Genomic DNA, 13,744 nt, shown 5'->3' with positions numbered 1-13,744 from the left:
GGGTCTACGTCGCCACCCCGCGAGCCACGAGCGCCGCGCCGGAGACCAGCGAGAGCACCAGGGCCGCCCTCCGCACGAACTCGGGTGACAGGCTCCGCACCACGGGTGCCGCGACGGCTGCCCCCGCGATCACCGCTGGTGCGAGGCCGGCTCCCGCCAGCATGTCGCGTCCCAGGGTGGCAACGCCGCTGTCGCCTGCGGCCAAGGATAGCGATGCCAGGGACAACGTCGATGCCACCGCGAAATAGGCGCTGAGGGTGGCGCGCATGGTGCGCACGTCGTCCGGACGGTAGGCCAGGGCCATCGGCGGGCCGGGCAGTGCGGCGACGGGAGTGAGGAGCCCGCCGAGCGCCCCCGCGATGGCGAGCGAGGCGGGCGTGGTGCGCACGGTCCAGGTGGTCAGCGCCGCCCCCGACGCGGCGACCACGACGGCTCCGATCGCCACGTGGGTGGACGCCGGTGGCAGCACACCCGCCAGTGCCGTGCCCGCGACCAGGCCGGGAACGGCGGCGGCTGACGCGAGGGTCAGGTCCCCCAGTCGCAGCCAGTGCCGCTCGGCCCAGGCGACGGCGACCATCACCAGCACGGTGAGCGTGAGCACCGCGCCGATGCCCAGGCCGGGCGCGCCGATCGCGAGCAGCGGCACGGCGACGATGCCGAAGCCCAAGCCGGTGCCGGCCTGGACCGCCGTGGCGATCACCACGATCAGCGCCGCCAGAGCCCACGCGAGCGGGGTCATCGGGGCGGTTCCTTGGTCATGGTTCTCGAGTGTGGGGTCCGGCGGTCGGAACGGCCAGGGCCACGCGGGGCCACGATGCGGGGTCAGTCTTTACGTCGGGGAAACACGGTGGCACCTGCGACAACACGGGCTCTGGTACTGGCCCGGCGCGTTCCGGCTCGCCATGCTGGTCGCGTCGCCCCCGGAGGTGCCGGGCCGGCGCGGAGTGAACGGAGCATCCATGTCCCAGCGTGTCGCGGTCGTGACGGGAGCGAGCAGCGGAATCGGTGCGGCGAGCGCGCGGGCGCTGGCCGCGGATGGCTGGCACGTGGTGGTCGCGGCCCGCCGCCTGGACCGGCTCGAGGCGCTCGCCGCGGAGATCGGGGGCACCGCGCTGCGCCTGGATGTCACCGACCCGGAGTCGGTCGAGGAGTTCGCCGCGCGGGTCGATGCGTGCCACCTGCTGGTCAACAACGCGGGCGGCGCGCTGGGCACCACCTCCATTGCGGAGGCGAAGGACGACGAGTGGCTGCGCATGTACGAGATGAATGTCATGGGCACGCTGCGGGTGACGCGCGCGCTGCTGCCGCAGCTGCTCGCGTCAGGCGACGGGCAGGTCATCACGATCGGTTCGATCGCGGCCCGCGAGCCCTACCCGGGCGGCGGCGGATACAACGCGGCCAAGCACGCCGTGGGCGCGCTGTCGGGCGTGCTCCGCAAGGAGATGATCGGTCGGCCGCTCCGGGTGTCGCAGATCGACCCGGGTCTGGTGGAGACCGAGTTCTCCGTGGTGCGCTTCGATGGCGACCAGGACAAGGCGGACAAGGTCTACGCGGGGATGACGCCGCTGGTCGCGGAGGACATCGCCGAGACCGTGCGCTGGATCGCCTCCCGTCCGTCGCACGTGAACATCGACAACGTGTTCATCATGCCGCGCGACCAGGTGTCCGCCCAGGTGGTGCACCGGGTGCCGTAGCCCGGGTCGGGCCGTTTGACCCGGCGTGCCGGGTTTGCTTCACTGCGGGCCATGGATGACCCCACCGGCAGAGCCGGCCACCCCTGCCCTGCGCGGCCCCGGGCCGCCCGAGCGTGTCGGGGGTGGTGACCGTGGACCAGTCGGTGTGGCTCAGCGTCGGGCTCGTGCTGCTGTTCATTCTGATCGGCGGGCTGTTCGCCGGCACCGAGCTCGCGCTCGTCTCGCTGCGCGAGAGCCAACTGCGCCAGCTCGAGCGGTCGGGCCGGCGCGGCGCGCGCGTCGCCCGGGTCGCGCGCGACCCCAACCGCTTCCTCGCCGCGGTGCAGATCGGGGTGACGGTCGCGGGCTTCGCCTCCGCCGCGTACGGCGCCTCGTCCATCGCGCCCTCCCTGGCCCCCGTGTTCGAGGGCCTGGGGCTGGGCACGGGCGCGGCCCAGACGGTCGCGCTCGTGCTGCTCACGCTCGTCATCGCGTTCCTGTCGCTGGTGCTGGGCGAGCTGGTGCCCAAGCGCATCGCGTTGCAGCGCTCGACCGCCGTGGCCCGGCTGGTCGGCCCGCCGCTCGACCGCTTCGCCATGCTCATGCGGCCCGTCGTGTGGCTGCTGTCGGTCTCGACCGATGCGGTGGTGAGGCTGCTCGGCGGAGACCCGCGCGCGACCGGTGAGGCCATGACGGAGGACGAGATCCGCGACCTGGTCACCGCGCATGAGTCGCTCGAGGAGGATGAGCGCCGCATCCTGGGCGACGTCATCGACGCGGGCGACCGCTCGATCGGCGCCGTGCTGCGACCGCGTGGCGAGGTCGCGTTCCTCGATGCCGGCATGACCGTCGGTGCGGCGACGCGCGCCGTCGCCGAGCGTCCCTACTCGCGCTATCCCGTCATCGGCGAGGACGTGGACGATGTGGTGGGCTTCCTCCACGTCCGCGACCTCCTGGGACGGGGGTCGGACGAGCCGATCGCCGGACTGATGCGCCCCATCGCGTCCGTGCCCGTCACCAATCGCGTGGTGCCCACCCTGTCGCAGCTCCGCACCGCGGGTTCGCACATCGCGGTGGTGGTGGACGAGTACGGCGGCACCGACGGCATCGTCACCCTCGACGAGTTCGAGGAGCTCACCGGGGTCGAACTGCCGCGAGGCCCGTACGACACCGTCGGCGGCTACGTGGTGGAGCGGCTGGGCGCGCTCGCGAAGGAGGGCGACGTGGTGCCGGCCGGCGATCACGAGATCGAGGTGGTCGAGGCCGATGCGCGGCGCATCGTCGCCGTGACGCTCGCGGCGGCGCCGGCATCCGAGCAGGAGTAGCCCAGGGGTCTGTGCGGCGCGCCTCCGGCGTGCCGCACGGGTCCTACCGGGCGAGCGCCCCGAGGTCGAGGTCGACGACATAGGCCGGCGCCGCGCTATCCATCGCAACCGTGTCGCCGTTGATCTGCGCCACCTGCTGGACGTAGAGCGTCAGCTCGCCCGAACGATGCCACGCGCTACGGTCGTATGAGGGCTCCCACCGGCCGACGGACGAGGCGGTGACGTCGCGAAGCGACCACGCATCGTCCCCCGCAAGCCGGCGCGACGCGATCGTGAACGCGTTGCCGCGCTCCTGGTCGCGCAGCATGAGATACGCCACCGCATCGTCCCCGGACCCGGTGACGGCGATATCGGGGCGGGACAGCGGCAGCGCCCGCGTGCCTATGCCGCCGAGATCGAACATGGTGGTCCGGATGCCCGTGTTCTCGACGGTCCACTCGCCCGTCCGCGGGGTGACGACGGCGTACTGAGTGACGCCCCCGATCTCCCAGTACGTGGCGAGGTACGGCACGCCCGCCGCGTCCACGGTCATGCCGGTCTGGTTGATGAGGTTCGAGCCCTGCGGGATCGGGACCACCACGTCCCCGGTCGCCGCGGTGATGGGGAGGGAGTACGGAGTGCCGTCGTGCCGCTGCCAGCGGGTGGCCGTGTCATCGGTCGCCACGGCGTACATGACGTCGTGGTTGGTGCGGACGTCGGCAGTCTCGCGCCACGTCCACGTGAGGTGGAGGCAGTCGTTCGCGTCCAGCGCGGCCTGCCAGTAGGCGCTTCGCTTCCCCTCGCCCGAGATCACGGCGGTCGACACGCGCGACCATGCGCCGCTTGCGGCGTCGAACCTGTTGAGCACCAGGTCGCCGTGGCCGCTGCCGCCGTTGCGGTAGAGGAAGAACAGGTCGCCGTCGGTGCGCGTGTAGAACTCGGGGTACGTGACATGAGCCTCGTCGGTGCCCAGCATCGGCACCTCCCTGACCGCGCCCTGGCCGCCCTCGGCCGAGGTGGCGTAGCGCAGTCGCGCGCTGTGCATGCCCCACGACAGGTGGACGGTGCCGTTGCCGTCGACGCCGAGCGAGATGACGTTGTGCGCGTCGTCGACGTTGCCCGTGAGCCCGGTCCGCGTGACGGTCCACTCCGCCTCGCCCTCGTCCCTGCGGGCGAGCATCACGTCACCCGTAGGCGAGTAGTACGAGGCGACCTGGAATTCGACACCCTCGTAGGTTCCGGAGACGATGGCGCTGCGGCGGAAACTGGTCGCGTTGACCGAGCTGCCCGCCCAGGCGGCGCCCAACTCCGAAACCGTCGCGACAGCGGCGTCGAAACTGAGCGGACCGCTCACGGGAATCGAGTCTTCGTCGTCGTCAGGCGACTCGGGCGCGGCTTCGTCGTCGGGCGACCCCGCCGCGTCGCCATCCCAGTCGCCCACGAGCACCGCATCGTCCTCCCGCCCGTAGTTCACCACGCGATCCGCGATCCCGGTGGAAACTGCATTGCGGATCAGGTAGGTGCGTCCGCGGCGGACGGCGAGGGTGTCGATGCCGTCGCCGTTCCAGTCGCCGACGAGGACGGTGTCGTTCTCGCGGCCGTAGACGACCACGGCGTCGGCGGCTCCGCCGTCGAGGGAGTTCTTGAAGTGGTAGGTGCGTCCGCGGCGGACGGCGAGGGTGTCGATGCCGTCGCCGTTCCAGTCGCCGACGAGGACGGTGTCGTTCTCGCGGCCGTAGACGACCACGGCGTCGGCGGCTCCGCCGTCGAGGGAGTTCTTGAAGTGGTAGGTGCGTCCGCGGCGGACGGCGAGGGTGTCGATGCCGTCGCCGTTCCAGTCGCCCACCAGCACAACGTCGTCTGCGCGGCCGTACGCGAAGGTGATGTCCGCCGCCCCGGGCGTGAGCGAGTTCTTGATGAAGTAGGTGTTGCCGCGGCGCACCGCGAGCGTATCCGTGCCGCGGCTCCCCGGACTCGCCGTCAGCGCGCCCGGCGCCGCGGTCTCGGTGTTGGTCGCCGCGGCGTCCGACGCACTCGTCAGGCCTGCGGTCACCAGCACCGCAGCGGCGAGGGCTCCTGCCCACCCGCGAAGGATCGAGGCGCGCAGGGGTGCAGAAGTCGAACGGAGTTGTGACACCTAGTGCCTCCAAGGTGGGCGTGACTGTGCCGGTGGGGTGGACCGGGGACAGCTCCCTGGGGATGGCGTACACGCAAGGTGCGCGGCTGGAGAGCGGTGCCAGAATAGCGGCGGCGCAGCCGCGCTCAGACCGCTCGATCGGGCGCTCCTGGAGGGGCGTGACGGAACTCACAGGCATCGGGCCGGCGCGCGGCCGGGGCGAGTCTCGCTACTGGCCTTCGTCGATGTCGCAACTGGAGCGGAGCGTCGCCACACGCCTCCCGCGCAACAAATGTGAGATCCATCCGTAGGTGAGCAATTCCTCAGATGGGTCTGAGCACGAGACGGGCTCGGGCGGCGGGCTGGAGGCCGCGAAACGGTGCCTTCGTATCTGAGCAATTCCCAGGTGCATCCAGTCCGTTGTCGGCCGGGCCTGGCCCCTTCGTGAACCGATTTCGGCGCAGCCGCCGGCTGATCGGCATTCTGGCCTGGGGGCAGTTCGCCTAGCGTGCGGTCAAAGCGAAGATGGCTTCCTCGACCCGACCCGGCGTGGTGTCAGCCTCGCGAGCCCACTCGCGGATCCGCTCGACGTACTTTCCATATGACGGCGTGCGCCCGTCGACCAGCTCCAGATCTGAGTTGGCATTCATCCATGTGAGCACCCGCTTGTCGAGGATCGGGAGCGCCGATGCCGTCTCGGGGTCTCCCTGTGTGGAGACTGCCCACAGCCATTTCGTGAAGAACGCTGGCCCAAGGCCACGAACGTGGCCGACGTCGTTGTTCAGGTAGTAGTACCCGTACGTCGAGGGGTCGAGTTCGAAGTCGCCTGCTTTCCACCCCTGAGTCTCGGCCGATGCTCGCGCGTAGTCAGGGTCGAGCACCAGCTTGGCGCCCTCGCCCAGCCGGTCGAGCACAGTGGAGTCGACCGTTCGGTGTCCAGTCTGGGGGCCTCCGGCGAGGGCCTCCGCCACCCGATGCGGCCCATATCCGGCGTCTCCGTAGCCCCAAGCGTTCACAGCAATGTATGCGCACGTAATCCCGCTCGCGTTCGAAGCGGAGGTGAGGCCGTTCGCCAGGCGCTCGTGCACAATCGTGGAAACGGCCATGCGATCGAGCCGGTCGGGAATCCCAAAGTCGTCGAAGTTGACCCCGACACCGTTGAGCCACTCACGCCACGAGTCGACGTTGATGGCGAATGCTGGTTGGACCGTGTTGAGCGAAATCTGGGCCTTCAACGTTGGCGGAATCGGCATGGAGTTTAACCTTCGAGCGATAGACGATCGGGTGCGTCGCTACAATAGCGCTCCCAACTGACACAGCTACAGCTCTCCCTTGCCTTCCAGGAACTTCATGGCCGCGTAGCCCAGGGGCATCCGGAGCCAATAGGTCAAGAGACGGTAGATCAGCACCGACGACAGCGCGATCGGATACGGCACTCCCGCACCGGTGAGACCCGTGGTCAGCGCGAGCTCCACCGCACCCAGACCACCAGGAGTCGGCACGGCCGCACCCACCGCGTTGCCCACGAAGAACAGCACCGCGACGTCGATGATCGCGAGCTCCTGGCCGAGCGCCGAGAGCGACGCGTGGAACGCGCCCACAAACCCCACGGTGAGCAGCAGGTTGCCGCTGAGCCCCAGCGCGAGGCGCCACGGCTGGCCCAGCACCTGGGTGAGGCGCGGCCAGGTCTGGCGCAGCGTCGGCATGATCCGCTTGGAGGCCCACGACCGCACGGCCGGCACCGTGAGCGCCGCGGCGCACACCGCGACCACGACGCCCAGCCCGATGAGCACCGAGGTGCTCGGCAGCGCCGCCAGCGCGCCGTTCGACCCCGACACGAGCGTGAGCACGATCAGGCCCACCACCGTCACGACCACCGCGCTCACCTGCACGAGCGCCACGGTCGCGACGGCCAGCGGCGTGGCCACCTTGCGCCGCGTCAGCAGCCTCAGGTTGAGCGCCGCCGGGCCCACGCCGGCGGGCACCGCGATCGAGATGTACGCGGCCGCCACCTGCGTGAACAGCACCCGGCTCCACGGCAGCTTGATGGGGCTGAACGCCGCCAGCGCGAGCCCCGCGCCCACGAACGTCAGCAGCGCCCACGCGAAGCCGATGAGCAGCCACCACGGGTTCGCCTGCTGCACCGCGTCGATGAAGTCCTGCGTATTAAAGCTCGCGACCAGCACGCCCACGGCGACCAGGCCCAGGCCGATCGTGATGACGGTCTTCCACCCGAACCGGGTGATGTCCTCGCTCTGTACCTCGGCCTCGGGCGAGCGCGCCAGGATGGCGCCGCGCACGGACTCGAGCAGCTTGTGGTCGTCGCTCGCCTTGATGGCCGCGCGCGTGCCGCGCGGCAGGGCGATCGTCTGCAGCAGCGGGGCGGCCTGCTCGACGTCCGAGTCGCCCAGGGTGCGGAAGGCCGATGCGACGGCTCGCTCCGCGCCCACCGCCACCGACGTGGCGGCCAGGACCTGGGCGACGTCGATGCGCTTGGCGAGCTCCGAGGTGGCGGTCTCGCCCATCTCCCACGAGGTGAGCCACACGAGCGGCTCCTCCGGGGTGGGGCCCTCGGCCACCAGGATCGAGTCGGCCGTGAGTCCGCGGTGCGAGATGCCCGCGGCGTGGCTGCGCGCGATCTCCGCCCAGATGGCGTCGAGGAGCGCGTCCGTGACCTCCTCGTCGGGCATGTCGGACAGCGGCTGCGAGGCCGGCGGGCGTTGATAGACCACGAGCATGGTGTCGCGGATCTGGCTCATGCCCAGCACACGGCCGGTGCGCACGCCGGCGACGCGCGCCGCATGCGAGACGAGCGCCGTGGACTCCGCGGTCTGGCGCAGCGACACGTCCGCGCGGGTGTCGATCCCGCGCAGGCGCATCGAGTTCCACAGCCTGGACAGGAAGCCGGCGGCCTGCTGGTCGCCGTCGAGCGCGACCGCGAGGAGGTGGAACTGCTCCACCGTCGTCACCGCGTAGACGCGGCCGGAGCGGGTCCTGGCCAGCGCATCGGTCACCGCGTCCAGCTCGGGGTGCTCGTGCTCGTGCGTCATGTCCGCGCGCACGATCGCGCGCGGCTGGAAGCCGGCGCGCTCGAGGCCCTCGACCAAGTCCCGGCCGTAGGCGCGGTCCGCGGTCGAGCCGAGCCAGTAGCGCAGGCCCAGGCCCGCGAGGCGGCCGAGGAGGATGGTGAGCAGCGTCGCCGGGATGGTGACGACGCCGGAGATGGTGCCGATCGCGAGCGCCACCCACAGGATGTTCCACGACAGGCCCAGGGTGCGGCGGGCGTTGCGGCGGCCGGCCGCGGTGAGCAGCGCGACGTTCGCGGCGACGGTGGCGGGGAACTGCGGCGCCGGCGCCCCCCGCGGGGACATCGCGGTGATGAGGTCCGTGTCGCCCCAGGACACGACGGCGATGGCGACGACCACCGTGAGCACGAGCGCGAGCAGCGCCGCGCCGAGCATCTCGACCAGGCGCCGGGGCTCGCGACGGACGAGCAGGTCCACGATCATCACGCCGGGGATGACGATGGCGACGATGCCCGTGAACAGGTTCACCGGCGCCACGAGGATGCGCTGGAGCAGCGGGGACAGGTCGGCGATGTCCTGGGAGATGCCCTGCGTGGTGGACAGTGCGTACTCGGCGAGCAGCAGCACCAGCACGACGCCGACGAGCGTGAGGATCAGCGCGAGCAGGTCCGTGGTCCGGCGCACCCGCGTCTGGGGTTCGTCGACGATCCGCACCGGAGGCCTGTCCGGGTGCGCGTCCTCGCTCGCGAGGGGCTCGGCCGACGTCATGGCCCGAGTCTAAGAGGGCGAATGTCCGCTACGTGAGACCAAGTGCCGTCATCCAAGAATGCGGCACCACCTCGGGGCCGACGAACGCCACCGCGTCGAGCGTCCAGTGCGCGAGCACCAGCGGTGCGAGGCGGCCCCGGCGCAGGTAGACGTAGGTGAACACGACGCCCATCACGACGTTGCCCAGCGCCATGGGCCAGCCCTGGTAGAGGTGGTAGGCGCCGCGGAGCAGGGAGGACGCGAGGATGATCGCCGGCACGGACCAGCCCAGATCCTTGAGCCGGGTGGCCAGGTAGCCCACCGCGATGAACTCCTCGAGCACGCCCGCCGCCGCGGCCGCGAGCAGCAGCACGGTCGCCGACCACCACAGGTCGGGGAGGCCGGACGTGTCGATGCGCACCGTCTGGCCCATCGCCCGGGAGATGGAGTACAGCGCCAGCCCGGGCAGGCCGATGCACGCCGCGAGGATGAAGCCCCAGCCCACGTCGCGCCACCAGGCGCGGCCGGGGCCGGTCAGCCCCAGCCGCCGCGCCCACGATGCGCCGCGCTGGCTCAGCAGGTACAGCGTGAGCGCCACCGGCATGAGCGAGAAGCCGATCCGCAGGAGCTGGAGGAAGAAGTCGAGCCAGTCGATCTGGGAGGCGGACGGGTTGAGCGTGGTCGACTGCCCGCCGATGGGCGTGGTGGCCATGTACCGCTCGACCAGGCGGATCGCGGCGAAGATCGCCGACTGCCCGAGCGACAGCCCGAGCACGATGAGCACCTCGGCCCGCAGCCGCGGCCTGCTCACGCCCGACGACTTCGCTCCCGCGGGTGCCGCCGCGCCCTCAGCCCCGAATGGGTAGCTGGTGGTCGGTTCTGCCACGTCTCCGCCTCCCAGGGGTAGCTGGTGGTCGTCCTACTGGAGGAACCGGTCCACGAGCGACTCGGCCAGGCCCACGTACCCGCCCGGCGTCAGCGCCGCGAGGCGCTCCGCCGTATCCGCGGGCAGGTCGAGCCCGCCCACGAAGGCGCGGATCGCGTCGGCGTCGATCGCGTGCCCGCGGGTGAGGTCCTTGAGACGCTCGTACGGATTGTCCATCCCGGGCACGCCGGCGACGGCGGCCGCACGCATCGCGGACTGGATGGGCTCGGCGAGCACCTCCCAGGAGGCGTCCAGGTCCGCGGCGAGCGCCGCATCGTTCACCGAGAGGGTCTTCAGGCCTCGCCGGACGTTGTCGATCGCGAGCAGCGAGTGCCCGAACGCGACCCCGATGTTGCGCTGCGAGCTCGAGTCCGTGAGGTCGCGCTGGAGGCGCGAGGTCACGAGCGTCGCGCCGAGCGTGTCGAACAGCGCGGCGGAGATCTCGAGGTTCGCCTCGGCGTTCTCGAAGCGGATGGGGTTGATCTTGTGCGGCATCGCGGACGAGCCGATCGAGCCCTTGGTGGTCGCCTGCGCGAAGTAGCCGAGCGACACGTACGTCCACACGTCGGTCGCGAGGTTGTGCAGGATCCGGCCGTAGCGGGCCACGTCCGCGTAGAGCTCGGCCTGCCAGTCGTGGGACTCGATCTGCGTGGTGAGCGGATTCCACGTGAGCCCGAGGCCCTCGACGAACGTGCGCGAGACCTCGATCCAGTCCGTGCCCGGCACCGCCGCGGTGTGCGCGCCGAACGTGCCCGTCGCGCCGTTGATCTTGCCCAGGAACTCCTGGCGGCCGACGCGCGAGAGCTGCCGCTCGAGCCGGTGCGCGAGCACCGCGAACTCCTTGCCCAGCGTGGTCGGCGTCGCGGTCTGGCCGTGCGTGCGCGACAGCATGGGCGTCGCCTTCGCGGCGCGTGCCAGAGACTTCACGTCCTCGATGAGCGCGGCGGCGGCCGGCGCCCACACGTCCTCGACCGCGCCCTTGACCATGAGCGCATAGGAGAGGTTGTTGATGTCCTCGGACGTGCACGCGAAGTGCACCAGCTCGCTCAGCGGCTCGAGGCTCGTGCCCGTGATGCGCGCCTTGATGACGTACTCGACGGCCTTGACGTCGTGGACCGTCACCTTCTCGAACTCGGCGTGCTCGCGGATGGTCTCCGCGTCGAACCCGGCGGGGATGCCGCGCAACAGCGCCGTCTCCTCGTCGGTGAGCTCGCGCGCACCCGGCACCGCGGCCGTCGCGCACAGGTGGATGAACCACTCGACCTCGACGTGGAGGCGCATGCGGTTGAGCGCCGGCTCGGACAGGTGGTCGACCAGCCCCGCGACGGCGCCGCGATAGCGGCCGTCGAGCGGCCCGAGGGCGATGGGGGGCTGGAGGTCGGCAAGGGAGTTCCAGGTCACGCGGACATTCTTCCATGGGGACGATGCGCGGACGGGGGCCGGGTGGGGACCCGCCGGGCGCCGCCCGGCCCTGCTCGGCCGTGCCCGGCCCTGCTCGGCCCCGCCCGGCCCTGCTCGGCCGTGCCCGGCCCTGCTCGGCCGTGCCCGGCCCTGCCCGGCCCTGCCCGGCCCTGCCCGGCTCCGCCGATGCTCCCAGGCCGCCGCGCAGCACCCGATCCCCAGGCCCGGGCCGCGCCGGGGCTCGGGTGTCGGTGCGCTCCTACCGTCGACGGGGTGGAGGTGGACCAGCTCATCGCCGCGGCGGAGAGGGAGATCTCCGACGCTCTCGCGGTGCTGGCGAGCGCGGCCCGGGTGGACTACCGCGGCCCGGCCGCGGACGGCTACCGCCGGTCCCTCGAGGACCGGGCTCGCGCGGCCGCGATGCTGCGGGAGCGCGTCCGGGATCTGGCCGGCTGGGGAGCGTCGGGTGGCTGAGGCGGCCGAGGCCTGGACGTACGGCGGTGTCGGCGGCGTCGAGGTGGCGGTCGACGAGCTCGAGTCCGCGACGGTCGCCATGCGCGACGCGGCCCGCATGCTCGACGCGGCGGCGCGGGCGCTGGCGGTCGCGGCGCGACTGGCCGGCTCGGGGGTGGCGACGGGCATGCACGATGGGCCCGCGGCCCGCGCCGTCGGGCTGGGGGAGGCCGCCGCCGCCTCGGCCGCTGAGTCCGGCCGGCTCGACGACCTCGCGGCACGCGCCGCAGCGGCCTGCGCCGCGTACCTGGACGCCGAGGCGAGGGTCCTCGCCCGGGTGCGCGAGGTGGGAGGGGCGCGCGGCGTCCTCACGGACCTGCCGGGAATCGCGGATTGGGCGCGGCGGGCGTGGGCGGGAGTGCTGGTCTGGACCACGCCGGTGGGGATGGCGGTGCCGGCCCGCGTCCCCGGGGTCGCCGACGCCTTGCTGCCTCGGTCCGCGATGCCCGCCATCACGGGCCTGGTCAACGAGCCCAACACGTCGGCCGCGATGGCCCGGCTCGACGACTACGACGAGTCGGCACGGTCCCTCGCGGAGGCGCTCGCCCGCGCCGAGGGGCTCCTGGAGCCCGAGTCCGGCGAGCTGGAGACCATCGTGGACCTGGAGGCGGAGCTCACAGCCGCCGCGCGGGCGGGCTCGGCGGCCGCCGCCGCACCCGCTCTGGGACAGTCAGCGAACTCGCTGTCCTCGGTGATGGCCCGGCTCGACGCGGTCGAGGCGCTCGGCGGCGCGGCGGTGGCGATCGAGACCCGGGAGGACGCGTCCGGACGGCGGCACATCGTCTACATCCCGGGCACCCAGGACTGGGGCGTCAGGGACGTCAACCCCGCGGACATGGAGGCCAACGCGCGCGCCGTGACCGGCGACCCGTCGGACATGTCGAGGCTCGTCGTGGAGGCGATGGAGGCGCACGGCATCGGGCGGACCGAGCCCGTGATGCTCGCCGGCCACAGCCAGGGCGGCATCATCGCGACGCTGCTCGCGGCGACCGTCGGGGCGACGACGCGAGGGTGGCTCGGCGGCGCGCCGGCCGCGGGAGCCCACGCGGGGCCCGGCGCCGTCGCGGCACTTGGGCCGCCGCGCCCGGGCACCGGCGACGCCCTCGCGGCGCCGCGGTTCACCGTCACCCACGTGGTGACCGCGGGCTCGCCCACGGGCCGGATCGCCGTCCCGGCCGCGGTCCAGACGCTCCATCTCGAGAACTCGCGCGACCTGGTCCCCGGGCTCGACGGCCGCACGAACCCCGCCGCCGCGAATCGCACCACCGTGGTCCACGACCGCCGTGCCTCGACCCGCGCGGACGCCCCGGACCGGTCGACCACCCCGGGCCAGGCGCACGCCCTCGAGGGCTACGCCCAGACGGCCGCGCTCGTGGACGAGGGGCTCACCGCATCGTCCACCGCCTGGCGCCAGGGCGCGAGCCCGTTCCTGGAACCCGGCCCCGCCACGCTCACCGCGTATCGCCCGGCTTCCTGAACCGGCCGACCCGAGAAGAGCGGATTGTGTCGCTTTCGAGCCGCGGATGCGTCTCAGGGAGCGAATCGTGTCGCCTGCCCCGAGCGCCCCGAGCGCCCCGAGCGCCCCGAGCGCCCCGAGCGCCCCGAGCGCCCCGAACTCAGCGCTTGCGCGCCCCCGGCACCACGGCGCTGAGCACCGCGGTGATGATCGAGATGAGCAGCGCGGCGCCCAGGGTGGGCCAGAAGCCGCCGATCGACAGCTCGGCCCACGGCACCAGCGTGGTGAGCCATGCGGCGAACCACAGCATGAACCAGCTCACCACCAGGGAGAACAGTCCCAGCGTGAGGATCTTCACCGGCAGGGTGAGCACGTCGACGATGGGCTTGACGATCATGTTGGCCAGCGCGATCACCGCGCCGATGAGCAGGTACACGCCCAGGCGAGCCCAGGTCCCGGTCTCCCCGCCGTCGACGACCACGTCGAGGGGCAGGAGGGTGACGAGCCAGACGGCCACGGCGGTGATGGCGGAGACGATCACGAAACGCATGGCTGAAGCATTCCACATGCCATCCTTGCCCCC

Annotated in this window: 11 protein-coding genes; 4 read left to right on the top strand and 7 right to left on the bottom strand. The window is 72.1% G+C overall.

What is annotated here, in order from left to right; translation table 11 throughout:
* Positions 1-4: 4 nt before the first annotated feature.
* Positions 5-739 (bottom strand): TSUP family transporter, encoded by a 735-nt coding sequence (locus tag AOM03_RS11760; protein ID WP_062381607.1) that lies wholly within the window; start codon positions 737-739, stop codon positions 5-7.
* A 220-nt stretch (positions 740-959) separates the two neighbouring features.
* On the opposite strand from AOM03_RS11760, the gene AOM03_RS11755 reads away from it, so the two are divergent.
* Both AOM03_RS11755 and AOM03_RS11750 read left to right on the top strand, forming a co-directional pair.
* Positions 960-1,694, top strand: a complete 735-nt coding sequence (locus tag AOM03_RS11755) for an SDR family NAD(P)-dependent oxidoreductase (protein WP_062381605.1) — start codon at positions 960-962, stop codon at positions 1,692-1,694.
* A 131-nt stretch (positions 1,695-1,825) separates the two neighbouring features.
* Positions 1,826-2,998: a hemolysin family protein gene (locus AOM03_RS11750; RefSeq protein ID WP_062381670.1), complete on the top strand. Its 1,173-nt coding sequence runs from the start codon at positions 1,826-1,828 to the stop codon at positions 2,996-2,998.
* A 43-nt stretch (positions 2,999-3,041) separates the two neighbouring features.
* Here the strand turns inward: AOM03_RS11750 and AOM03_RS11745 are convergent, their stop codons facing one another.
* The 5 genes from AOM03_RS11745 to purB all read right to left on the bottom strand — a co-directional run bounded on the left by AOM03_RS11745 (position 3,042) and on the right by purB (position 11,192).
* Positions 3,042-5,114, bottom strand: a complete 2,073-nt coding sequence (locus tag AOM03_RS11745; protein ID WP_156157743.1) for a BNR repeat-containing protein — start codon at positions 5,112-5,114, stop codon at positions 3,042-3,044.
* A 482-nt stretch (positions 5,115-5,596) separates the two neighbouring features.
* On the bottom strand, positions 5,597-6,346 hold the full coding sequence (locus AOM03_RS11740; RefSeq protein WP_062381602.1) for an 8-oxoguanine DNA glycosylase OGG fold protein: 750 nt from the start codon (positions 6,344-6,346) through the stop codon (positions 5,597-5,599).
* 66 nt (positions 6,347-6,412) lie between these two features.
* Positions 6,413-8,887, bottom strand: a complete 2,475-nt coding sequence (locus tag AOM03_RS11735; protein WP_062381599.1) for a lysylphosphatidylglycerol synthase transmembrane domain-containing protein — start codon at positions 8,885-8,887, stop codon at positions 6,413-6,415.
* Between the two features lie 28 nt (positions 8,888-8,915).
* Positions 8,916-9,752 carry a CPBP family intramembrane glutamic endopeptidase gene (locus AOM03_RS11730; RefSeq protein WP_227589982.1) on the bottom strand — a complete coding sequence of 279 codons (837 nt, stop codon included), beginning with the start codon at positions 9,750-9,752 and terminating at the stop codon, positions 8,916-8,918.
* A gap of 33 nt (positions 9,753-9,785) precedes the next feature.
* Positions 9,786-11,192 (bottom strand): adenylosuccinate lyase, encoded by a 1,407-nt coding sequence (gene purB, locus AOM03_RS11725; RefSeq protein ID WP_062381596.1) that lies wholly within the window; start codon positions 11,190-11,192, stop codon positions 9,786-9,788.
* 273 nt (positions 11,193-11,465) lie between these two features.
* Between purB and AOM03_RS11720 the strand changes: the two genes are divergently transcribed.
* Both AOM03_RS11720 and AOM03_RS11715 read left to right on the top strand, forming a co-directional pair.
* Entirely contained in the window at positions 11,466-11,666 is a 201-nt protein-coding gene (locus AOM03_RS11720) for a hypothetical protein (RefSeq protein ID WP_062381594.1), read from the top strand.
* Positions 11,659-13,182 carry a hypothetical protein gene (locus AOM03_RS11715; RefSeq protein ID WP_062381593.1) on the top strand — a complete coding sequence of 508 codons (1,524 nt, stop codon included), beginning with the start codon at positions 11,659-11,661 and terminating at the stop codon, positions 13,180-13,182. Before AOM03_RS11720 ends, AOM03_RS11715 begins: the two co-directional genes overlap by 8 nt.
* A 139-nt stretch (positions 13,183-13,321) precedes the next feature.
* Here AOM03_RS11715 and AOM03_RS11710 read toward each other — a convergent pair whose 3' ends face one another.
* A complete protein-coding gene (locus tag AOM03_RS11710; protein WP_062381591.1) occupies positions 13,322-13,711 on the bottom strand; it encodes a phage holin family protein in 390 nt (129 codons plus the stop codon).
* Positions 13,712-13,744: the final 33 nt, after the last annotated feature.

It is taken from the genome of Demequina pelophila, assembly GCF_000971175.1.
GTDB classification, from domain to species: Bacteria; Actinomycetota; Actinomycetes; order Actinomycetales; family Demequinaceae; genus Demequina; species Demequina pelophila.
This window is presented reverse-complemented; position numbering and strand designations above follow the sequence as displayed.

What these genes read in the sequence shown, in the direction of transcription:
- AOM03_RS11760 (WP_062381607.1), bottom strand. Translation starts at nt 739, where the DNA reads ATGACCCCGCTCGCGTGGGCTCTGGCGGCGCTGATCGTGGTGATCGCC.
- AOM03_RS11755 (WP_062381605.1), top strand. Translation starts at nt 960, where the DNA reads ATGTCCCAGCGTGTCGCGGTCGTGACGGGAGCGAGCAGCGGAATCGGT.
- AOM03_RS11740 (WP_062381602.1), bottom strand. Translation starts at nt 6,346, where the DNA reads ATGCCGATTCCGCCAACGTTGAAGGCCCAGATTTCGCTCAACACGGTC.
- AOM03_RS11735 (WP_062381599.1), bottom strand. Translation starts at nt 8,887, where the DNA reads ATGACGTCGGCCGAGCCCCTCGCGAGCGAGGACGCGCACCCGGACAGG.
- AOM03_RS11710 (WP_062381591.1), bottom strand. Translation starts at nt 13,711, where the DNA reads ATGCGTTTCGTGATCGTCTCCGCCATCACCGCCGTGGCCGTCTGGCTC.